At 71.4% G+C, this 21,639-nt stretch carries 14 protein-coding genes and 1 pseudogene; 8 read left to right on the plus strand and 7 right to left on the minus strand.

Annotated elements, in window-relative coordinates; genetic code table 11:
* Positions 1 to 35 precede the first annotated feature (35 nt).
* Together IE260_RS13955 and IE260_RS13960 are read left to right on the plus strand one after the other, a co-directional pair.
* Positions 36 to 7,067, plus strand: coding sequence for a DEAD/DEAH box helicase (locus IE260_RS13955; protein WP_189871516.1), 7,032 nt, complete (start codon positions 36 to 38; stop codon positions 7,065 to 7,067).
* A gap of 47 nt (positions 7,068 to 7,114) precedes the next feature.
* Positions 7,115 to 9,376, plus strand: a complete 2,262-nt coding sequence (locus tag IE260_RS13960) for a UvrD-helicase domain-containing protein (protein ID WP_189871518.1) — start codon at positions 7,115 to 7,117, stop codon at positions 9,374 to 9,376.
* 21 nt (positions 9,377 to 9,397) lie between these two features.
* Here the strand turns inward: IE260_RS13960 and IE260_RS41650 are convergent.
* Both IE260_RS41650 and IE260_RS13965 read right to left on the minus strand, forming a co-directional pair.
* Positions 9,398 to 9,511, minus strand: a pseudogene (locus IE260_RS41650) (NUDIX domain-containing protein); the annotation flags it as partial.
* Positions 9,508 to 9,672: a hypothetical protein gene (locus IE260_RS13965; protein ID WP_189871520.1), complete on the minus strand. Its 165-nt coding sequence runs from the start codon at positions 9,670 to 9,672 to the stop codon at positions 9,508 to 9,510. The pseudogene IE260_RS41650 and the gene IE260_RS13965, both read right to left, overlap by 4 nt.
* Positions 9,673 to 10,311: 639 nt before the next feature.
* Here IE260_RS13965 and IE260_RS13970 point away from each other — a divergent pair.
* Both IE260_RS13970 and IE260_RS13975 read left to right on the plus strand, forming a co-directional pair.
* On the plus strand, positions 10,312 to 11,097 hold the full coding sequence (locus IE260_RS13970) for a hypothetical protein (RefSeq protein ID WP_189871522.1): 786 nt from the start codon (positions 10,312 to 10,314) through the stop codon (positions 11,095 to 11,097).
* A 132-nt stretch (positions 11,098 to 11,229) separates the two neighbouring features.
* On the plus strand, positions 11,230 to 11,961 hold the full coding sequence (locus IE260_RS13975; protein ID WP_189871524.1) for a DUF7873 family protein: 732 nt from the start codon (positions 11,230 to 11,232) through the stop codon (positions 11,959 to 11,961).
* Between the two features lie 433 nt (positions 11,962 to 12,394).
* Here IE260_RS13975 and IE260_RS13980 read toward each other — a convergent pair whose 3' ends face one another.
* From IE260_RS13980 to IE260_RS13990, 3 genes are all read right to left on the minus strand, one after another.
* Positions 12,395 to 13,465 carry a PASTA domain-containing protein gene (locus tag IE260_RS13980; RefSeq protein ID WP_189871526.1) on the minus strand — a complete coding sequence of 357 codons (1,071 nt, stop codon included), beginning with the start codon at positions 13,463 to 13,465 and terminating at the stop codon, positions 12,395 to 12,397.
* 142 nt (positions 13,466 to 13,607) lie between these two features.
* A complete protein-coding gene (locus IE260_RS13985; RefSeq protein WP_189871528.1) occupies positions 13,608 to 13,958 on the minus strand; it encodes a MazG-like family protein in 351 nt (116 codons plus the stop codon).
* A 31-nt stretch (positions 13,959 to 13,989) separates the two neighbouring features.
* Positions 13,990 to 14,535, minus strand: a complete 546-nt coding sequence (locus tag IE260_RS13990) for a DoxX family protein (RefSeq protein WP_189871530.1) — start codon at positions 14,533 to 14,535, stop codon at positions 13,990 to 13,992.
* Positions 14,536 to 14,656: 121 nt separating this feature from the next.
* On the opposite strand from IE260_RS13990, the gene IE260_RS13995 reads away from it, so the two are divergent.
* Positions 14,657 to 14,983 carry a nuclear transport factor 2 family protein gene (locus IE260_RS13995; RefSeq protein ID WP_189871531.1) on the plus strand — a complete coding sequence of 109 codons (327 nt, stop codon included), beginning with the start codon at positions 14,657 to 14,659 and terminating at the stop codon, positions 14,981 to 14,983.
* A gap of 403 nt (positions 14,984 to 15,386) precedes the next feature.
* On the opposite strand, the gene IE260_RS14000 is transcribed toward IE260_RS13995, so the two are convergent.
* Complete coding sequence (locus IE260_RS14000) at positions 15,387 to 16,172, minus strand: SDR family oxidoreductase (protein WP_189871533.1); 786 nt, start codon at positions 16,170 to 16,172, stop codon at positions 15,387 to 15,389.
* A 143-nt stretch (positions 16,173 to 16,315) separates the two neighbouring features.
* Between IE260_RS14000 and IE260_RS14005 the strand changes: the two genes are divergently transcribed.
* Positions 16,316 to 17,956 (plus strand): alkaline phosphatase D family protein, encoded by a 1,641-nt coding sequence (locus IE260_RS14005; RefSeq protein WP_189871535.1) that lies wholly within the window; start codon positions 16,316 to 16,318, stop codon positions 17,954 to 17,956.
* Here IE260_RS14005 and IE260_RS14010 read toward each other — a convergent pair.
* Positions 17,943 to 18,968 carry a Gfo/Idh/MocA family protein gene (locus tag IE260_RS14010; protein WP_189871537.1) on the minus strand — a complete coding sequence of 342 codons (1,026 nt, stop codon included), beginning with the start codon at positions 18,966 to 18,968 and terminating at the stop codon, positions 17,943 to 17,945. The two genes, IE260_RS14005 and IE260_RS14010, sit on opposite strands and share 14 nt — an antisense overlap.
* 88 nt (positions 18,969 to 19,056) lie before the next feature.
* Here IE260_RS14010 and IE260_RS14015 point away from each other — a divergent pair, with 88 nt between their 5' ends.
* Both IE260_RS14015 and IE260_RS14020 read left to right on the plus strand, forming a co-directional pair.
* Positions 19,057 to 20,433: a multidrug effflux MFS transporter gene (locus IE260_RS14015; protein ID WP_189871539.1), complete on the plus strand. Its 1,377-nt coding sequence runs from the start codon at positions 19,057 to 19,059 to the stop codon at positions 20,431 to 20,433.
* On the plus strand, positions 20,385 to 21,560 hold the full coding sequence (locus IE260_RS14020) for a serine hydrolase domain-containing protein (RefSeq protein WP_189871541.1): 1,176 nt from the start codon (positions 20,385 to 20,387) through the stop codon (positions 21,558 to 21,560). The genes IE260_RS14015 and IE260_RS14020 overlap by 49 nt, the downstream gene beginning before the upstream one ends.
* Positions 21,561 to 21,639 lie beyond the last annotated feature (79 nt).

A 21,639-nucleotide genomic window follows, 5' to 3' on the forward strand; every position in this document is an offset into this window, starting at 1 on the left:
GGGACGGGAACGGAAGACGGGGGCCACAGCGCGTCATGAGACCCACACTGGCCGCGCAGACACTGCGTGACACCACAGTTGAGTACCTGACCACGACCTTCGCGCTGGCCGAGCCCGACACCCAGGACGCCCTGGAGGACTTCCTCACTGACCCGGCGGACGGCCTCTTCCGGGGGCCGTACCTGCGGCTGCGGCGGCCTTTCCGGCCCGCGGCGGACGGCTGGCAGCAACACCTGGACTGGTATCCGGCGGACTTCCCGGTGCCGTACGCGCACCAGGCCGAGGCGTTCGCCCGGCTGACGAGCAAGGACGGGCACCGGCCGCAGCCGACCCTGGTCACCACCGGTACGGGATCCGGCAAGACCGAGTCCTTCCTCATCCCCGTCCTCGACCACTGCCGGCGGGCGAAGGCGGCCGGGCGGTTCGGCGTCAAAGCTGTTCTGCTGTATCCGATGAACGCGCTCGCCGGCGACCAGGCGGACCGGCTCGGCGACCTGCTCGACAAGGACCCCCGGCTGGGCGAGGTCACGGCGGGGCTGTACATCGGTGAGGCGTCCGCGCGGGGCAGCTCGCCGTACAAGCGGGTGGAGGTGGACCGCGCCGAGATCCGGCGCAACCCGCCGGACATACTGATCACCAACTACAAGATGCTGGACCTGCTGCTCCAGCGGCAGCAGGACGCCCCGCTGTGGCGGGACGCCGACCTCGCGTACGTCGTCATCGACGAGTTCCACACGTACGACGGCGCCCAGGGCACGGACGTCGCCATGCTGCTGCGACGCCTCGCCGCCGTTGTGGGCGCCGCCGAGAAGGGGCGCCCGCTGGGGTCCATCTGTCCCGTGGCGACCTCGGCGACCCTCGGGTCCGGCAGCTCCATCGGCGGTACCCGGGCCATGCTGGATGTGGCCTCGCAGGTGTTCGGGACGCGGTTCCCCGACGACGCGGTGGTGGGGGAGGACCGGCGGGACGTCGAGGAGTTCCTCTCCCCGGTCGACCACTCGCTGCCGTTGCCGACCCCGGAGGAACTGGTCGCCCTGCCCGACCCGGCGAGGTTCCCCGACGGGCTGGACGCCGTCGCCCGTGCCACCGTCGGCTGCGACACGTCCGATCCTCGCGAGCTGGGGCGACGGCTGCTGGCCCACCCCTACACCCACGCGCTGCTGCGGGCCAAGGACGGTCCGCTGACCGCCGCCGAGGCGCTGGAGGCGTTTCCGGACGCGTCCGCCTGGCGGGGCGTGGCCGTCCAGGACCCGCCGACCGCCGCCGCCGCCCTCGCCCGGTTCGTGGCGCTCGTCTCCGTGGCCCGCGAGCCGAAGTCACCGGACGGGAAGGACCGGCCGCTGCTGCTGGTGGAGACCCACCTTTGGCTGCGTGCGCTCTCCCGCGTGCTGCGGTTCGTCGCGCCCGAGCCGGTGTTCTCCTGGGCGGACACCGATCAGGCCGCCCTCGCCGAGGACAACCGCGCGGGGCAGGACCGTGTGGACGCCGAGCGGCGCGCCGTGGCCGTGGCCGCGCAGACCGAGCGGCGGCGGCGCGTGCAGCGCTCCGGGCGGCTGCCCGCGGCCTACTGCCGCCACTGCGGGCGCTCCGGCTGGGCGGCGATCTGCCCCGACCGCAACCCGCTGAACCTGGTGCACGCGCCGGACGAGATCTACCGCGCCAGCGCGGCCCGCGGGGCCGCCAAGGGCCGGGTGCGGGCGATGATCGCCGCCACCCCGGCCGAGGCGGCGGAGCAGGCCCGCGCCACGCTGGCCCGCCGGGCCGCCCCGCGTGCCCGCAGGGGCGCCGCGCACGACGCGACGCTGCTGGTCCTGGAGGACAACGGCAGGGCCCTGCGGCGGCTCGACCCCGACGAGGTCCTGCGCGCCGACGACAGCATCGCGTCGGCACCCGAGAACGGCGTGTACGTGTGGACCTGGTTCGACAACCAGGAACAGAGCGAGTATGCCCAGCAGGACCGCTGCCCGGCCTGCGGGCAGTCCCAGGGCATCCGCTTCCTCGGTGCCGGTGTCGCCCCGCTCGCCTCGGTGGTCGTCACCCAGCTGTTCACCGGCGGAGAGCTGCCCGACCGGGACGAACAGGGGCGGGACCGCCGCAAGACGCTGATCTTCAACGACTCCGTGCAGGACGCTGCCCACCGCGCCGGTTTCGTCGCCAGCCGCTCATGGAAGTTCTCCCTGCGCTCCCTCATCCATGAGCAGCTGTCCGTACGTATGAGGGACAGCGAGGAGTTCGCGGCCGACGGTGTCCCGCTGAACGAGCTGATCTCCTCCCTGGTGAGCCGGGCCGCCGTCCCCGAGGAGCGGCTGCTCGCCTCTGTCGTACCTCCCGACCTGCACGACATGGACCCGGTGAAGCGTCTCCTCGCGGGGCGCAAACGCATCCCTGAGTCCACCTGGGAGCTGGTCGGCGAGCGCCTCGCCTTCAACACCCTCCTCGAATTCGGCCTGCACTCCCGTCTGGGGCGCACACTGGAGCTCACCCGCACGGTCGCGGCCGAGGTCCACCTGCCCAACCCGGAGGCCGCCGCCAACGCAGCCGACTCCCTCTTGAAGGTCCAGCTGAGCAAAGCGCTGCCGGGGACCGCGGACGCGGATGCCGGAACACCGGGCGTCGTCCTTCCCGAAGAGAACAGCCCGGAGCGCCTGCGCTACTTCGAGGGCTATGTGCGCGGACTGCTGGAGCACCTCCGGCAGAACGGTGGCATCCACCATGCCTGGCTGGACACGTTCATAGACGAGGAAGGCCGCGGCCGCTACCCGTACCTCACCACTCTCCGCGCTCCCGGTATGCCGGCCTTCGGCCGCAACTCGGAAGCCCCCGCCTTCGTCGTGGCCGGAGCCCGCAGCGGACGCACCGACTTCGAGCGGGCCGACAGCCGCGACAGCTGGTACGTGGACTTCACTCAGCGGTGCCTCGGTCTGGACCGGGACGCGGCACAGACGTACGTGGCGGACCTGCTGCGGGAACTGTCCCGCGAGAACATCGGCGCACTGGCCCGGCGGCGGACCAACCAGGCGGACAAGTCCGACAATGCCGGGGTCTACGGACTGACCCCCGGACACATCCGGGTACGCCCGCTGGACGACGAGCAGACCGCCCGCGCCGCACTCACCTGCCCCGAGTGCGGCTGGACCCAGACCGTGCCGCCGCAGCGGGCCGAGGTCTGGCAGGGCACGCGCTGCCCGCTCAAGCGCTGCGAGGGCACCCTCACCCGCCCCTCACCGGACGTGGGCGGGCGCGCCACCCGCGACTACCGCTCCGACTATTACCGGCGTCTGTACCGGGAGACCGAGCCGTACAGCGTGGTCGCCGCCGAACACACCGGCGTTCTGACCCGCAAGGAGCGGGAGCAGGTGGAGAAAGGATTCAGGCGCGGTGTCCAGCACACCGACCCCAACGTCCTGTCCTGCACACCAACCCTCGAACTCGGTATCGACATCGGACAGCTGGAGGCCGTCATCCTCGCCTCCCTGCCGCCCTCCACGGCCGGTTACGTCCAGCGGGTCGGCCGCGCGGGGCGTTCCACCGGCAATGCGTTCATGGTCACGCTGGCCGACACCAGCCCCCGCGCGCTGTACCACCTCGCCGAACCGAAGAACCTCATCGCCGGTCCCATCCTGCCGCCCGGCTGCTTCCTGTCGGCGGGTGAGCTGCTCTGCCGCCAGTACACCGCCTACCTGATCGACCGGGCGGCCCGTGGCACCCTGGAAGGGGTGCCGCCCCTGCCGGACCGGGTGACCCAACTGGTGGGCCGTGGCGGCTGGTTGAAGGCGTTCCGGGACGCCACGAAGGGACGCCTCGACCTCGCCGACGCCTTCCTGGACCTGTTCCCCGAGATCGAGGGCGTGCCCGGCTCCGGGGCCTCCTCCGACGCGCGCAAGACGCTCCGGCGCTACGCGGCCGAGAAGCTGGCCGAGCGGCTGGACGACGCCCGGAACGCCTGGGAGGCCGAGCGGGCCGAACTCGCCCGGCGCCGCGCTCTGATCAACGACGCGGCGGACTCGCTCCAGGAGCCCGTGGAGGACGAGGCACGCGAGCGGCGCAATCTCATCCGCGAGGCGAAGGGCGTCTCCCAGCTCCTGCAGAAGATGAGCCAGGCGGACGCCCAGGGCTTCCTCGTCGAGCACGGCCTGCTGCCCAACTACAGCCTCGTCGAGGACGGCGTCCGACTGGAGGCCCAGCTCACCTACAAAGAGCCGCCGCGCAAGGCCCGTACACCGGACGCGGCCGAGGGGGACGGGGCTGGGAAGCCGAAGGTCCGCTGGAACAACGAGCCGCGCGTCTACGACCGTCCCGCCGAATCCGCGCTCACCGAACTCGCCCCGGGCAACGCCTACTACGTCCGCGGCTACCGCCATGTCGTCGACGGCTTCGAGCTCGGCCCGACGAGGAAGGACTCCACCGACGGCATGCCGGTGGGGCTCCAGACATGGCGGGTGTGCAAGGAGTGCGGTCACGTGCGCACCGGTGAGGGCGCCGAGCAGGACACCTCGCCCTGCCCACGCTGCGGCGGGCCCGGTATCGGCGGACGGAACGCCCTGCACCGAGTCGTCGTGCCCCGCAAGGTCACAGCCCACGACAAGCGGGACGACGCGCGGATCGTCGATGACCAGGACAGCCGCAACCCCACGCTGTACACCACGGTCACCGCCGTCGACATCGACCCCGCCAACATCAAGAAGAGCTGGCGCCACCACAAGGCCACCTTCGGCGTGGATCATGTCCGCGAGGCGGTCATCCGCCGCTTCAACCTGGGCAAGCGGCGGCACGGCAGGCGCAATGACACCTACTTCGCCGGCACCGAGGTCGCCATCACTGGCTTCACCGTCTGCCCGCGCTGCGGCGGTGCCACCGACCGTGAGCCGGGCCACGCCCCGGTCCAGGAGGCGCTGAGCCAGTCCCTGCTCGGCCGGCCCGAACTGGCCCACCACCGGCCCTGGTGCCCCACCCGGCGCCGCGACAAGCAGGCCGAGCCGGAGGACGTGCCGGTCATCACGGCCACCGAGCACCGCACGGAGGCCCTGCGTATCCTGCTGCCCGCCGCCACGCTGAACGTGCCGGAACGCCTCGCCTCCTTCGCCGCCGCCCTCCACCTCGGCCTCGCGCTGCGCTACGGCGGCGACCCGGCGCACATCCGCTCCGCACCCGCCACCGAACCCGACCGGGAGACCGAGCTCACCCGCAACTACCTCGTCCTGTATGACGCCCTGCCCGGCGGCACCGGCTATCTCCAGCGCCTCGTCGAGCGCGACGGCGAGGAGATCAGACTGGTGCTCGCCGAAGCGCAGCGGGCGCTGCGGGAGTGCCCCTGCCGGGACACCGCGCGACGCGCCTGTCACACGTGTCTGCTCGGCTATGCCCCGGAGCGGGACTATCCCTTCCTCGACCGGCAGGAAGCCCTGTGGATGCTGGACAACCTCCTGGGCTCCGACGGCCGCAGCGGGTGGGACTTCCACAAGAAGGACAAGGACGGGGCCGATGCCCGACTCCGCTTCGCCGACCAGGCGGAGAGCGATCTCGAACGCCGCTTCATCGAATGCCTGGACCGCTGGCTCGCGAGCCAGGACAACGGCGCTGCGGCGGATCACGCCTCGACGCCCACCGGCCGGCCCGGCAAACAGTTCACCCTGACCAGGCCGGACGGCAGCCAGGTCCACTGGGAGGTGGTGGCGCAGAAAGACCTGCATGGCTACCGCACCCGCCCGGACCTGCTGTTCCGTCCGGTTGCCGGAGACACGACGAGTGACGGGGCGGCCCCGCTCCCGGTCGCCGTCTACCTGGACGGCTACCGCTGGCACGCCTCCTCCCACGCCAACCGGATCGCCGCCGACGCCGCCAAGCGCGCCCGGCTGCGCGCCGACGGGATACTCGTCTGGCAGATCACCTGGGACGACGTCGTCGCCTGGGACCGTGCTCTGAAGGGTGAGGGGACGCCGGACCCTGACGCCCCCGCCGACCCGCTCGCCGCCGTCGTCGCGGGCCGTGCGGCCGACGCCGCCTGGCCGCCGTACGACGTGACGTCGGTCGGCGGTCCCGGCGCGATGGTGCGCGAGCAGTGGCGCAGAGCACGGCGTGATCCCGCCGACGTGGACCACCTGCTGTTCGCGGGTGCCGTCCCCGCCCTGCTCGGTTTCCTGCGTGATCCCCGCCAGGGCAAGTGGCAGCAGCTCGCCCAGCTCGCGGTGAGCGTGCCCGCCGTGCTGCGCAGGCGGGAAGTGGTCGACGCGGACCCGGCCTCGGCGGTGCCGTGGATCGAGGCGGCCCTCCGCGGTGACACCGTTCCCGCGGTCTCGGGCCAGGGCTTGAAAATGCTTGCCTTCCGGGACGATTCGGGGCTGCCGCTGGTCGCGGTCGGGGCGCGACGGGCCGACGGCAAGGCGTGGCGGTGGAGTGCCCTCGCCGTGCTCGACGACCGACCGGATGCCGTCGCCGGGGACCGGGCCGAGCATCGCCGGCGCTGGAAGGCGTGGCTGTGCTGGGGGAACATCATTCAGTTCCTCGACCCGGCGGGGGAGGGGACGGCCGACGGGCTGGCGCTCGCCCGCACCACGCTGGACGGCTTCGATGCCGGACTGCTCGCGGTGACCGCGGGGCAGGGGAGCGGGTTGCTCGCGGCAGTGAGGAACGACACCCCGGGCACGGGGCTGGTGCTGCCGGACGACGAGCCCGAGCCGATCGCCGCCACGACCCCCGAACCGGTGGAGAACCCGCCGGCCGCCCGGACGGCCCACGAGGACATGACTCCGGTGGAACGCACCGCATGGGAGCTGGTCCTGGGAGAGCTGACGCAGTGGGGTGACCCGGAGGTCGCCGCGCTGGCCGAGCGGCTGGCAGCATTCGGTGACGTCCCGGCGGGCAAGGCGAGTTGGGACGTCGACGGTGTGTCCCGCACGGTCGAACTCGCCTGGCCAGGGCCTAGGATCGGCATTGTCCTGGCGGAGGACGTCGAGGACACCGAGTACATGGCGCAGTGCGCGGCGGCCGGCTGGCAGGTGCGTGCACCGGACGCCTGGGACGTGGCGGAACTCGCCCGCCTGCTGGGCGAGGAGGGGGGCGTGCGATGAGGCACGGGGCGGGTCGTCCGGCCGGGCGAGGCAGAACGCGGGTCCAGGTGAACCGGCAGGCACACGCGGACGCGGAACGCAGGGGCCCGGCCGTGGCGGAGGCCGTCACCGACTTCGTCCAACGCCTGCGCGCCGACCGGAACAACCGCGCCCTGCGGCTGTCGTTCCTGCGACAGGCCGGGAACAACGGAGACTTGTACCTCGCCCGCGCCGACAGCCATTGCATGGTGCTGCTGCTGTCGACGGACGGCGGAGACGAGATGCGGGTCCTGGCGGTGCGCGACGGGGCCCGCCCCCGTGACGAACTCGCCCGGCTCACCGTGGAGATCAATCCGGTCTCGGGCGGGGTCGAAGTCGTCGACCAGAGTGAAGTCAGCGCCAACGTCGTCGCTCTCACCGAGCGTGCCATCCCGCTCTTCGCCGGGTACGGCAACCGCACCCTCGTCGACCTGGGTGTGGTCCCCTCTCTGCTGCCGGCGCTCGACAAGGTCACTACAGAGGAGCAGCTGGACGAGCTGCTCACCCGCAACCTGCCGGAACTCACCCGCGACGTCCTCCTCGCCCTGCGCAACCGTATGGACCCGGAGGACGTACGGCGGCACATCACGGACCAGTGGCGCGCGGACGATCAGGTCAACACCGACGACTGGGCGCGGGCAGCGCAACGTGCCGTGTCCCAGGCGGAAACCGACGATGATGCCGTTCTCGACGCGTTGGGCAGGAGTTTCGACGCCTGGCGACTGTTCCTGCACCCCGAACAGCACCGAATCGCCTCAGCAGACTTCAGGGGATCGGCGAAAGTGACCGGCGGACCCGGCACCGGCAAGACGGTCGTCGCCTTGCACCGCGTCCGCCACCTCGTCGACCGGCTGCCGTCTGGGCACACGCGTCCGGTACTGCTCACCACCTACAACACCAACCTCGCCCTCGATCTGAAGGAGAGACTGCGTCAGCTGGGCGGCGAGGACCTCTTGCGCCGGGTCGACGTCAAGTCCGTCGACGCGCTCGCCCGCGAGATCGTTCAGGAGTCAAACCTGAACGTAGGTATGCCTTTGGACGATGCGGCTGCCATGGAGCTGTGGCACACCGTGCGTACCGAGCTGGACCTGCTGGACTACGACGCGGACTTCCTCGACGCCGAGTTCAAGCACGTGATCCTCGCCCACCGATGCGGTTCCTGGGATTCCTATCGGCGCGTCACCCGCGCGGGACGCCCGCGCATCAGCACGGGCCAGCGCTACGAGGTGTGGCAACTCGTGCAGGCCTACCGGGCCCATCTGGACGCCGCGCGGCGTACTACGTACGCGCTCATCGCCGATCAGGCGGCCAGCCTCGAGCAGCGCCGCATGGCCCGCGTCGAGGAGCAGGCCCGCTACAAGGACGAGCTCGGCGGCCTGGACCTTGTCCACCGAGAGGCGGGCAGCGGGATGTGGCTCAAGCCCCGCTATCAGCACATCGTGGTCGACGAGGCGCAGGACCTGTCTGCATCCCACTGGCGGATGCTGCGCGCGATGGTCCGCAAGGGCCCCAACGACATCTTTCTGGCCGGGGACGCCCATCAGCGCATCTACGGCAGCCGCGTCGTCCTCAGCCACCACGGCATCGAGATCCGCGGCCGCGCCTCACGCCGTCTCACTCTCAACTACCGCACCACCCGGCAGATCCTGGGCAGCGCCAACCGTCTCGTCGAAGGTGAGACCTTCGACGACCTGGATACGGGCAGTGACACCCTCGACGGCTACCGATCCGTACTGACCGGTCTCGCACCCCAGTTCTGGTGTGCTCCGGACCGTCGGACCGAGATGCGCGCTGTCGCCACCCTCATCAGGGAGCGTCACGACATGTACGGCACGCCGTACTCGGCGATGGCTGTCGCCGTCCCGGACGGTGCTTCGGCCCAGGAGTTCGCCCACGTCTTCGTCAGCGAGTTCCGACTGCCGGTCGTGGAACTCGGCAAGGACGGTGCGCGGTCGGACATCGACGCGGTTCGTATCGGCACCATGTACCGCTTCAAGGGCTTGGAGTTCCAGCGTGTGTTCCTGACCTCGGTCGGCGAGGGACAGGTGCCGCACCAGCGCATCGAGCAGTACAAGGTCACGAACGCGGACCGCTACCGGCAAGAGGAGCAGCGAGCCCGTTCTTTGGTGTTCGTCGCGGCCACACGCGCCCGGGATGAGCTCATCGTCACCTGGAGCGGCAGGGCCAGCCGTTTCCTCCCGCCAAACGCCGACGCGTCCGCTTACCGCACCACTGATCTGCTCAAGCCAGATGAACCGCCATCCGGATCTTCAGGATCCACCGCTGCTTGAGGTGACCAGCGAACGGGACCCGTCCGGTAGCAGCACATCGGCTGCCACGCGCTTGCGGGCCTGCTTGGCGTTGCCCTCCGCGAGATACGCATGCCACGCGTCGGTGTCGGAGGGATCGGGTGCCGTGGGTCTCATGACGTGACGGCTCCCGGGGACGGCGGGATCAGATCAGCCAGCAGGCGCGCTGGCGCGGCGATCTTCCTCGGCGACGGCCTGTTCCAGTTCGACAGCAGCCAGTGGACCCGGTGCACCGTGACCAGACCGATCACCGAACGCGGCTGGAGCTCGTCTACCAAGACCCCACCTCGGTAATCCAGGTCGAGGCACCAACGCCGCCGACGCCACCGGGCCCGTCACGGGCCCGCCCCACCTCGTCCAGCACGCTGCCCTCCCTGATTGCGCGCATGCTCGATCTCGACGGGATCAGCTCCCGAACCGGCCGAAGGCGGCTGGACCGCGCACCAGCACGGCCCTTTGCGCCTGTGGGATCAGCGGAAGAGGCTCTCACTGTCTGGCACGACGCGGGCTCACCTGCACACTCCGACCTCGCCTGACCGCGGACCCGGACGGCACACAACGCTTCTGGCTCTGAACACCCGACGGCCCCTTCTGGAACCTGCCGGTCTGACCTGCCGATTACAGAGCGCCCGTCCCCAAGCTGGGAGTGGGCGCCGTCCGGAGTGGCGGCTCAGCTGGCCCCCTGCGGCGTCGCCGGCGCATGGTCTCTGGGGCAGGAGATGCGTGCGGACATCCTCGAGCGCATCGAGCAGACCGCTTGAACTCCAGGAACTCGGCCTGCTCGGCGTGGACGAGCGGCGTCACGGCTGTGCCTTGCACGCGACCCGACCGGGTCTCAGCGCTGCGCGCGTCACGCTGTAATGCCCACCTTTACAAGTCCCTTGACGTTCTTCGAACAGAACCTTCATGATCCGCTCATGAAGAGATCATCGAGGGCGCGCATGGGCGCTATGGCGACCGGGAGCGTGCTGTCGCTCGCCCTCATCACGGGGTGCGGCGGGGGATCGGACGACCAGGACGCGTCCGGGGAGTCGGGCAAGTCCTCCTCATCGTCGGCCACGGCCGCGAAGGCGGTCGGCGCGGCGGAGCTGGAGAAGCTGCTGCTGGCGCAGGGCGACGTCAAGGGCTACAAGGTCGATTCCGGCGACGACACCCTGCCCAAGTCCAAGAGCGGGGTGACGACCGACAAGGCCGAGTGCGCGCCGCTCGCCCACGCCATGGCCGGACTGGCGCCCGGCGACACGAACGAAGGCGCGAGCAACTCCGTCACCGAGGTGCCCGTGTCGGACGCCGCCTCCAAGTCTCCCGAGGACATCAGCGAGGCCGACATCGAGAACGCCTTCAAGGTCAAGGTGACCTTCGTGGGCCTGTCCTCGTACGACGACGACGGCGCCGAAAAGGCCCTGAAGGCCGTCACCGACGGCATCGAGTCCTGCTCAGGGGGATTCGTTCTCACGGGACAGGGCGAGAAGCAGAAGATCACGAAGGTCGCGGCGGGCAAGTCCTCCGGCGCCGGTGACGAGTCCGTGGCGTTCTCCGCGGACTCCGACATGGACGGCGCGGGCTCGGCCACCTTCAACACCGAGGTGGTGCGCGTCGGCAACACCGTCGCGACGTACTACACGGTCGACTTCGCCACGCTCGGCAAGGCGGCGGCGGTGCCGACGGCCGTGATCGAGGCCCAGACGGACAAGCTCAAGTGACCCGCTGACGCATCGGGGCCCCGCCGTGTGCTCGGCGCGGCCCCCTCCCGGCATCTTCGGGCGTGAAAAAGAAGATGCGGAGGCCAGGGGCCCCAGAGGTATCGTCCTGGCGTTCGTAAAGAGGGGGACGTCGTGGCGAAACTCAATCAGATCATCGCCGTCGAAAAAGGTGTCAAGAGCAAGTCGCTCCAGGACATCACCGCGGCTCACCAGAAGGTGCAGAAGCCCGCGCTGCTCGCCGGTATCTCGCGTACGTACCAGCCGAAGGACGAGGAGGGCGAGCAGCTGCCGCCCGAGTCGACGCGGGTGCAGGTGAAGGCCGAGGACGTGCTGCGGGAGATGGCCGCGTCGCTGACCCGGCTGTTCGACGTGACCGCCACCAAGGACTGGGCGAACTGCGCCGCCCGCGCGGACGTCAGCGTCGACGGGCGGGCCGTCCTCCGGGACGTCCCGGTCAGTTACCTCCTCTTCCTGGAGAAGCAGCTCACCGACCTGCACACCTTCGTCAAGAAGCTCCCCGTGCTCGACGCCGCCGAGGCATGGTCCCTCGACCCGTCCACGGACTGGTGGAAGACGGACCCCGTCCGGACCATCCGTACCAAGAAGGTCCCGCGCAACCACGTCAAGGCCGAGGCCACCGACAAGCACCCGGCGCAGGTCGAGGTGTACTACGAGGACGTGCCGATCGGGTACTGGACGACGGTGAAGTTCTCCGGGGCGTTCCCGGCGCGGCGGGTGAACGAGCTGGTGGAGCGGGTCGAGAAGCTCCAGCAGGCCGTGAAGTTCGCCCGCGAGGAGGCCAACGGTGCCGAGGTCACCGACCAGCGGGTGGGTGAGGCGGTGTTCGGCTACCTGTTCGGCTGACGCCGGGAGCGGGTAGCCTCCACGATCGCCCCCGCGTGCGAGCGCGGGGGTGCGCGACAGGCGCGGGCCGGATTGAGGACCGGTCCGCGTGATGAGCGCAAGCTGAAACTGAAGTTCAGCCTGAAGAGGCGCGGGGCAGCGGTACACGCGGTACCTGCGCGATCAATCTCAGACTCTCGCTCCAGTCTCAGCATCGCCGCCGATCGCCGGATCGAACGGGGCCGGACGAACGCCGTCGGATGCGAGTTCGACTCTCGCCTGCACCTCTGTCCTGGTGCGGTAGTTCAAAGGAAGAACACGACGGCCTGATGACTGATCCGTCCTCTTAAACGCCGCCGGCGTGCGCAATTGGGTGGCATCCCCAGGGGCCCGGGAGCTGGATACGACTCCCGGGCTCCGCCACGTCCCGGGCGGCGCCGGACTGGGCGTCGTGTCAGCACCAGCGGGTGCGGGGGCAGTTCCAGCCGCCCCCGCCGGACGAGCTGCCGCCGGAGCCGTCCGAGCCGCTCGGGAAGCCGTCCGGGAACGTGCTGGTGCGGTTCCGGTCGCCGGGGAACGGGTCGCGGTAGTCGGGGTCGCCGTCGTCGTCCCGGTCCGGCAGGTCCACCTTGTCGTCGTGCCCCTGGTCCGGCTCGGGGCAGCCGTTGTCCGGGTCGGTCAGTTCCAGGGTCACCCACGTGTCGAGGGTGACGTCCGCGCCCTCGGCCGGGTCGGTCGCGCACACCCGCCAGTCGTCGTACTCGCCCTCGTCGGGCAGCCGGTCGTTGCCGTACGCCGTGTCCGCTCGCAGATGGTGGTCCGGCACTACACCGAGGTCCACGACCTCCTGGTGCGCCGTCTTCCACGTCTTCCAGACCAGGTCCGGCATCCGGGGCCACGGGATGGCTCCGCCGTCCGCCTCCGGGCACGGCGCGCCGGTCTGCACCGCGCCGAAGTGGATCGCCTTGGTGCCACTGGACGTCCAGTCGGTCTTCTGGAAGCAGACCGTCCAGTTGGACCGCATCATGATGCTCTTGCCCTCGTCGGACGCGTTGTGCTCGTCGACACCGAACCCGGCGGCCTCGGCCTTGTCCCGTGCGGTGTCCAGCCGCTGCCCCCGGTAGTCCGGAGCCTGGGGCGGGGGCTGCGAGGGCCGTGCCGGGCTCCTGGTCGGCGAGGGGGAGGGCCAGGTGGCGGCCGTACGTTCCCTCTGCGCGCCCTTCGCGTCCAGCCCCGCCACGGTGTCCGGCCCCCCGTCCTCGGGCGGATCCGGGACGACCGCGCCGAGCAGCGCCATGGCGCCGATGGTGGCGGCCACCTTCGCGCCCTTCTGCCAGGGGTTCTCCTTCCAGATCAGGACGATCGCGGCGATCAGGACCAGGAAGCCCAGGTACTGGTTGAGCAGGCCGAGGAGCGGTACCGCGAGCACGAATCCGATGCGGGCGCGCGTGGTCAGCCACCACCGCGTACCGGGGGCCGGCGGTCGGCGGGGCGGTGTTGCCGGAGAGGCGGGCGGGCGGGACATGACAGGTGGTCCTTCTCGATGAGGGTCATGACGGGCCCGCGCGGATGGTGCTCTGGCCGTCTGTGGAGCGACCGCATCGTACAGAACGTCAGAAAGGCTCCCGACTCCGGATAAGCGGTCGTGCGGGCGGTCGCCCTGCCGTTCAGGCGTCCCGCGTCCCCAGTGACCGCTGTGTCACCCGCGCCAGATGCCGCCCGAACACCTCCCGCGCCTCGGGTGTCAGCGTGCGCAGTGCCACCAGCGCCGTGATGACGACGTCGCACAGCTCCGCCTGGACGTCGTCCCACGTGTGGGTGACGCCCTTGCGCGGGTTCTGGCCGGTCGCGCCGATCACGGCCTCCGCGACCTCGCCGACCTCCTCCGAGAGCTTCAGCATGCGCAGGAGCAGGCCCTCCCTGCCGCCGATTGGCTGGTCCGCCTCCAGCCACTTCCACAGGTCGTCGATGGAGTCCCAGAGGCCGGTGGGGGTGTCGTTGCCGTGGGCGTCGCTCATACGGAGCAGCCTGCCACGGCCGGTCGGGGCGTCAGGCGTCGAACAGCGGCTCCTGCTCGCCCTCCGCCGCCTTCCGCAGCCGCCTGTTCCGCGCCCCGACGACCAGTGCCGTCGCGGCTGCCGTGACCGCGAACGCCGCCGGGACCATCCAGTTCCGGTTGACGGCGTGGCCGAGCGCGTGGTCCAGGGAGAGGCGGCCGGGGCCGGTGACCGCGAGGCCGGTGGCCGTCAGGGCCAGGGAGGCCGCGTACTCGTAGCCTCCGGCCTGGGCGAAGAAGCCGCTCGGGGCGTGCACCGCCGCGGCGCCCACCATCGCGCCGGCCGCCGCCGCACCCGCGGCCGGGGTGGCAAGGCCCAGCGCGAGGAGCGTCCCGCCGCCGGCTTCCGCGAGCCCGGCCGCGGTGGCGCTGGCCTTGCCGGGGGAGTAGCCGACGGACTCCATGAACTGGCCGGTCCCCTCGATCCCGTGGCCGCCGAACCAGCCGAGCAGCTTCTGCGCGCCGTGCGCGGCCAGGACGCCGCCCGTACCCAGACGGAGCAGCAGGAGACCGAGATCGCGTCGGTCGAAACAGGTCACGTCGACTCCTTCGCAGGTGGCGGTGGCTCACCTCCCACCGTGGCACCGGCTGCCTTCCATGCGCGCGCCACGGGCGCCGTTCGGGTGGCGGGGCCCCGGAGCCGGTGTGACGCTGAGCGGCATGACGATTCAGACGACCCGACTCAGCGACCCGGCCGTCCGCGCCTTCGTCGCCGCCGTCAACGCCCACGACCGCGAGGCCTTCATGGAGCTCCTCGCGCACGGCGCCACCATGGCCGACGACGGCGCCGACCGTGACCTCGCCGACTGGATCGACCGGGAGATCTTCTCCACTCACGGCCACATGGAGGTCGACCGGGAGTCGAACGGCGGCCGCGCCCTCATCGCCCGCTACAGCAACGACACCTGGGGCGAGATGCGCACCCGGTGGACGTTCACCGTGGAGGACGACGGGAAGATCTCGCGGTTCGAGACCGGGCAGGCGTGACCGCGCCGCGGGGCTCGTCCTCGCGTGCGCTCCGATTCCTGGCGTCCCGGTGACGGAGGGCACCGGGACCGGCACCACGTACGAGCGGGCTCGACGATCCCGAGCGCGACGCCGTCGGAGATGATCGTCCGTCGCGGTCGTCCGCCGTACGGCGGTACTCGGCAGCCGTTCCGCCCACCGGTGCGCACCTCGCGGTCCCACGCGAGGTCCACCCCCACCCGGTGTGGCGGAACGGCTGCCCCCTCCCCCTCGGTATGGCTCGAGACGGTTATGGAAGGCCGACGCTCCAACTGTGAAGCTCTGGTGAAGGAGAGTTGAGCATAAGTCCGCTACCGGCCGCAATGGTTCGGAATTCCACATTCCCCTTGTGTAGATCGGAGAGGCGGACCCCGAGGCCGTCCGCTCAGCCGCGTCCCACGTACGGCATCGCCGTCGCCATGACCGTCGCGAACTGCACGTTCGCCTGCAGCGGCAACTCCGCCATGTGCCGCACCGTGCGCGCCACGTCGGCCACGTCCATCACCGGCTCGGGTGCGATCTCCCCGTTGGCCTGCAGGGCGCCGGTCTGCATGCGGACCGTCATGTCGGTCGCCGCGTTGCCGATGTCGATCTGGCCGACCGCGATGTCGTAGGCCCGCCCGTCCAGTGACAGCGACTTGGTCAGGCCCGTCATCGCGTGCTTGGTCGCCGTGTAGGCCACCGAGTGCGGGCGGGGCGTGTGGGCGGCGATCGAGCCGTTGTTGATGATGCGGCCGCCCTGCGGCTCCTGCTCCTTCATCTGCCGGTACGCGGCCTGCGCGCACAGGAAGGCGCCGTTGAGGTTGGTGTCCACCACGTGCCGCCACGCGTCGTAGGACAGTTCCTCGACCGGCACGCCGCCGGGACCGAACGTCCCCGCGTTGTTGAACAGCAGGTCCAGCCGCCCGAAGCGGTCGCGCACGGCGGCGAACAGGGCCGTCACGTCCTCCGGCCGGGACACGTCGGCCCGCACGGCGAGGGCGTCGCCGCCCGGTACGAGTGCGGCCGTCTCCTCCAGGGTCTCGGGGTGCCGGCCGGCGAGGGCCAGTGACCAGCCGGCGCGCAGCAGTTCGGCGGCGACCGCGCGGCCGATGCCGGAACCGGCACCCGTGACCACGGCGATCCTCTGCTGGCCGGCCGTTCCCTCGTCAGTGGTTCTCACGGTGTTCATGGGTCGGCAGCGTACGCGTGGGAGATCATGCGGAACTCACGCTTCCGCTACGGACCTGCCACAGGCCCGCCATGTCCGCGCCAAGCGGCTGTCGTTCCCGGCCATTCGAATGCCCCCTGCACCCACCGCAAGGGGAGGATCGGATGACACCCGCGAACCACCAGCCCCCGCACGCGCCCGAACTGCGCGCCGCCGCCCGTCACCTGGGCCGCCGCCGCTTCCTGACCGTCACCGGCGCCGCCGCCGCGCTCGCCTTCTCCGTGAACCTGCCGGCCGCCGGCACGGCGAGCGCCGCCGAACTCGACCCGGCACAGCTGACCGACGACCCCTTCACGCTGGGCGTCGCCTCCGGCGACCCGCTGCCCGAGTCCGTCCTGCTGTGGACGCGGCTGGCCCCCGCCCCGTACCAGGCCGACAGCGGACTGCCCGCCGAACGCGTCACCGTCGGCTGGGAGGTCGCCCTCGACGAGCGGTTCCGCCGCGTCGTCAGACGGGGCACGGCCACCGCGCACCCCGAGTTCCACCACACCGTGCACGTCGAGGTCGACCACCTCGCACCCGGCCACGTGTACTACTACCGCTTCCGCGCCGGCCGCTGGATCAGCCCGGCCGGCCGGACCCGCACCGCGCCCCCGCGCCAGAGCCGGGCCGCCGACCTCACCTTCGGCCTGGTCTCCTGCCAGCGCTACGACCAGGGCTACTACACCGCCTACCGGCACCTGGCCGAGGAGGACGTCGACGTCGTCTTCCACCTGGGCGACTACCTCTACGAGTACGCCGTCAACTCCGCCGGCGGCTCCCGCGCCTACCCCACCGGCACCCTGCCCGCGCTGTTCAACCACGAGACGGTGACGCTGGAGGACTACCGCCTGCGGTACGCCCTCTACAAGTCGGACCCCGATCTGCGGGCCGCGCACGCCGCGCACCCCTTCGTCGTCACCTGGGACGACCACGAGACCGAGAACAACTACGCGGACGACACCCCGGAGAACAGCGTCCCGCCGGAGGAGTTCCTGCTCCGCCGGGCCGCCGCCTACCGCGCCTACTGGGAGAACATGCCGCTGCGCCGTCCGCAGCTGCCCGAGGGCCCCGACCTCCAGCTCTACCGCCGCCTGCACTGGGGCCGGCTGGCCCAGTTCGACGTTCTCGACACCCGCCAGTACCGCTCCAACCAGGCCTACGGTGACGGCTGGCAGTTCTCCGGCCCCGAGTCGGAGGACCCGGCGCGCACCCTGACCGGCGACGCCCAGGAGCGCTGGCTGATCAACGGCTGGCACCGGTCGAACGCCGTGTGGAACGTGGTCCCCCAGCAGGTCACCTTCTCGCAGCGCTACAACTCCACCACCCTGCCGTCCAAGGTCTCCATGGACTCCTGGGACGGCTACCCCGCCTCCCGCGAGCGGGTGCTGGCCGGCGCGCAGGCCGCCGGCATCGAGAACCTCATGGTCCTCACCGGCGACGTGCACGTGCACTACGGCTTCGACATCAAGCGCGACTTCTCCGACCCCGGGTCGAAGACCATGGGCACGGAGATCGTCACCACCTCCATCACCAGCGGCGGCAACGGCTCCGAGAAGCCGTCCAACTGGGACACCCTCATGACCGCCAACCCGCACCTGAAGTTCTTCAACGGGCAGCGCGGCTACGCGACGGTGACGCTGGGCCGGGAGCTGGCGCGCGCCGACTTCAAGACGGTCTCCCACGTGACCACCGAGGGCGCGCCGCTCACGACCGCCGCGTCCTTCGTGACGGAGGTGGGGGAGCAGGGCCTCAAGCCGGCATGACCTGGAGGTCCTTCTCCCTCTCGCCCGGGTAGCGGACGCCGACGCGGTCCCGGATCGCGTCGAGCGTCCGCATCACGGCCAGCGTGCCGTCGAGCGGGACCAGCGGGGACTCGGTCTCGCCGGCCCGCAGGGCCCGCATCACCTCCCGCGCCTCGTGCTTGAGGCTCGCCCTGGGCCCGTCGGCCGGGTCGGCCCCGAACTCCTCGGGCTCGCGGCCGTCCCGGTGCAGCACGAACCGGTCCGGGAAGAAGAAGCCGTACGGGACGTCGATGCGGCCCCTGGAACCGGTGACCGAGGCGGAGTTCGGCGTGCCGCCGATGATCGAGCAGTGCACCGAGGCGAGAGCGCCGCTGTCGTAGCCGAGCAGGGCACCCGTCTGGAGGTCGACGCCCTCCTCGGAGACGACCGCCCGGGCCGCGACGTCCGACGGCTCACCGAGCAGCAGATGCGCGAACGACACCGGGTACACGCCCAGATCGAGCAGCGCGCCGCCGCCCTGCGCGGGGTCCCGCAGCCGGTGCGACGGAGGGAAGGGGCCCGCCAGGCCGAAGTCCGCCTGTACGCTGCGGACCTCGCCGATCGCGCCGTCGTCGACCAGTGACTTCAGCCGCCGGACCAGGGGGTTGCAGTACATCCACATCGCTTCCATCAGGAAGCTCCCGCGCTCGCGGGCCAGCGCGACCAGTTCCTCCGCCTCGCGCACGTTCAGCGTGAACGGCTTCTCGCACAGCACGTTCCGCCCCGCCTCGAGGCACAGGCCGGCGGCCGTCCGGTGCGCCGAGTGCGGGGTGGCGACGTACACCACGTCGACGTCCTCGTCCCGGGCCAGCGACTCCCAGTCGCCGTACGCCCGCGCTATCCCGAACCGCTCCGCGAACGCCTTCGCCGACGCCTCGGTCCGCGAGGCCACCGCGACGACCTCCGCCTCCGGCAGATCGACGAGATCCGCCGTGAACGTCGCCGCCATCCCACCGGTCGCCAGGACCCCCCAGCGCACCCTCTGCTCGGTCACCCGTGCCCCACCCTCACTCACGTTCGTACCGGTCCGTCCGTTCGAGCTGAGAGCATAGGTGCCGGATCTGCCGAAGAGGGAGGGGCACATGCCCGAGCGCGGGCCGTCCATACCGCACACGCCACCGGACATACCGACGGACACGTCAACGGACACAGCAACGGACACTGGATCGGACTTCACACCGAACAGCCCGCAGGCGGCCGGACCGGAAACGGAACCGGCCGTCTCCGCGCTGCGCGGCACCCGCCGTGCCGGACTGCTCGTCACGCTCGTCCTCGGCGGCCTGACCGCCACGCCCCCGCTGGCCATGGACATGTACCTCCCGTCGCTCCCGGAGGTCACCAGGTCCCTGCACGCGCCCGCAGCCACCGTCCAGCTCACGCTCACCGCCTGCCTGGCCGGCATGGCCCTCGGCCAGCTCGTGGTCGGCCCGATGAGCGACAAGTGGGGCCGCAGGCGCCCGCTGCTGGCCGGCCTCGCCGTCTACGTCGTCGCCACCGCGCTGTGCGCGTTCGCGCCCACCGTGGAACTGCTGGTCGCCTTCCGGCTGGCGCAGGGTCTCGCGGGCGCCGCCGCGATCGTCATCGCGCGGGCCGTCGTCCGGGACCTGTACGACGGTGTGGCCATGGCCCGCTTCTTCTCCACCCTCATGCTGATCTCCGGCGTCGCCCCCGTCGTCGCGCCGCTCATCGGCGGGCAGATCCTGCGCCTGACCGACTGGCGGGGCGTGTTCGTCGTGCTCACCGTCGTCGGGGTGCTGCTGGGCGGGGTGGTGTGGGCGAAGCTCCCCGAGACGCTGCCCGCCGCCGAACGCCACAGCGGCGGCGTGGGGGACGCCCTGCGCTCCATGCGGACGCTGCTGGCCGACCGGGCCTTCAGCGGCTACATGCTCGCGGGCGGCTTCGCCTTCGCCTCGCTGTTCGCCTACATCTCGGCCTCCCCGTTCGTCGTGCAGGAGATCTACGGCGCCTCGCCGCAGACGTTCAGCCTGCTGTTCGGCCTCAACTCGATCGGCCTGGTGGTGGTCGGGCAGATCAACGGCAAGGTCCTGGTCGGGCGGGTACGGCTGGACCGGGTGCTGGGCATCGGGCTCGCGGTCGTCATCGCCGCCGCGGTGGCTCTGCTGCTGATGGCCCTGGGCGTCTTCGGTGACGTGGGGCTCGCGCCCGTCGCCGCCGCGCTGTTCGTGCTGATGTCCGCGATGGGCATCACCCTGCCCAACACCCAGGCGCTCGCCCTGATGCGGGTGAAGCACGCCGCCGGCTCCGCCTCCGCCCTGCTCGGTACGTCGTCCTTCCTCATCGGCGCCATCGCCTCTCCGCTGGTGGGCGTCGCCGGGGAGGACACCGCCCTGCCGATGGCGGTCGTGCAGCTGGGCGCGGCGCTGGTGGCGCTGGCCTGCTTCATGGGAATGTGCCGTACTGCGAACAAGCGTGCGACGGTGGAGGGAGTGGAGAGCTGAGCGCACCGAGACTGCGCAGCGACACGCCGGAACGGGCCGGGCTCGACCCCGAACAGCTCCGCCTCCTGGTGCGGGAGGTCCACGACCTCACCACCGGGAAGCGTCCCTGGGCGGCGGGCGTCGTGGTGGCCGTCGGGCGTGGGCCCGTGCTGGCCGTCGAGGAGGCGGCGGGCTGGGCCGTGCGGTACGCGTCCTACGACCCGGGGGCCGGCGCCGGCGTGGAGCTGCCCCCGGCGTCCCGGGTGCCGATGACCGTCGGCACCCCCTTCGACCTGGCGTCGCTGACCAAGCTGTTCACGGCGGTCGCTGCGGTGCAGCAGATCGAGCGGGGCACGCTCGGCATCGACGCGGAGGTCGGCGCCTACCTGCCGGACTTCCGGGCCGCCGCCGCGCACGGGCTCACGGTGCGGCAGCTGCTCACCCACACCTCCGGGCTGCGGCCCGAGCTGCCGTTGTACGACTGCGCGGACGACGAGGAGCGGCTGAGGCTGCTGCGTGCGGAGCCGCCCACGACGCCTCCGGGGACGTATCGCTACTCCGACCTGAACATGCTGCTTCTGCAGCAGATCCTGGAACGCATCACCGGGCGCACCCTCGACGTCCTCGTCCACGACGGGATCACCCGGCCGCTGGGCATGACGGCGACGCACTTCGGGCCGTGTCCGGGGGCGGCGGCCACGGAGGACCAGCGGCGGCCGTGGGCCAAGGCGGACCGGGGGATGCTGCGAGGCGTCGTGCACGACGAGAACGCCTGGGCGCTGGGCGGCGTGGCCGGTCACGCGGGGCTGTTCTCCACCGCGCGGGATCTGGCGGTGTTCTGCCGTGCGCTGCTCGCCGGCGGCTCGTACGGTCCCGCCCGCATCCTCGGGCCGGACTTCGTGGAGCTGCTGCTGACCCCGCCGGGGCTGGGCTTCGCCCTCGACCAGCCGTGGTTCATGGGGCGCCTGGCGGGGGGCGGGGCGGCCGGGCACACGGGCTTCACCGGCACGATGCTGGTCCTGGACCGGGTGACGGACACGTTCGTGATCCTGCTGGCGAACACGGTGCACCCTTGCCGGCGGCCCCCTGACAGCGCACCGCGGGCGGCGCTGGCGACGCGGGTGGCGCGGGCGGTGCGGTCGATCTGAGCGGGTGCCTGCGGCGGCCTGTGCGGGTGCGGTGGTGGTGCCTGCGGCGGCCTGTGCGGGTGGTCGGGGGTGCGGGTAG

It is taken from the genome of Streptomyces viridiviolaceus (assembly GCF_014650995.1).
Classification (GTDB): Bacteria; Actinomycetota; Actinomycetes; order Streptomycetales; family Streptomycetaceae; genus Streptomyces; species Streptomyces viridiviolaceus.

Excerpts from the sequence above, each read along its gene's own strand:
- IE260_RS13955 (WP_189871516.1), top strand. The coding sequence starts at position 36 with ATGAGACCCACACTGGCCGCGCAGACACTGCGTGACACCACAGTTGAG.
- IE260_RS13970 (WP_189871522.1), top strand. The coding sequence starts at position 10,312 with ATGAAGAGATCATCGAGGGCGCGCATGGGCGCTATGGCGACCGGGAGC.
- IE260_RS13980 (WP_189871526.1), bottom strand. The coding sequence starts at position 13,465 with ATGTCCCGCCCGCCCGCCTCTCCGGCAACACCGCCCCGCCGACCGCCG.
- IE260_RS13985 (WP_189871528.1), bottom strand. The coding sequence starts at position 13,958 with ATGAGCGACGCCCACGGCAACGACACCCCCACCGGCCTCTGGGACTCC.
- IE260_RS13995 (WP_189871531.1), top strand. The coding sequence starts at position 14,657 with ATGACGATTCAGACGACCCGACTCAGCGACCCGGCCGTCCGCGCCTTC.
- IE260_RS14000 (WP_189871533.1), bottom strand. The coding sequence starts at position 16,172 with ATGAACACCGTGAGAACCACTGACGAGGGAACGGCCGGCCAGCAGAGG.
- IE260_RS14005 (WP_189871535.1), top strand. The coding sequence starts at position 16,316 with ATGACACCCGCGAACCACCAGCCCCCGCACGCGCCCGAACTGCGCGCC.
- IE260_RS14015 (WP_189871539.1), top strand. The coding sequence starts at position 19,057 with ATGCCCGAGCGCGGGCCGTCCATACCGCACACGCCACCGGACATACCG.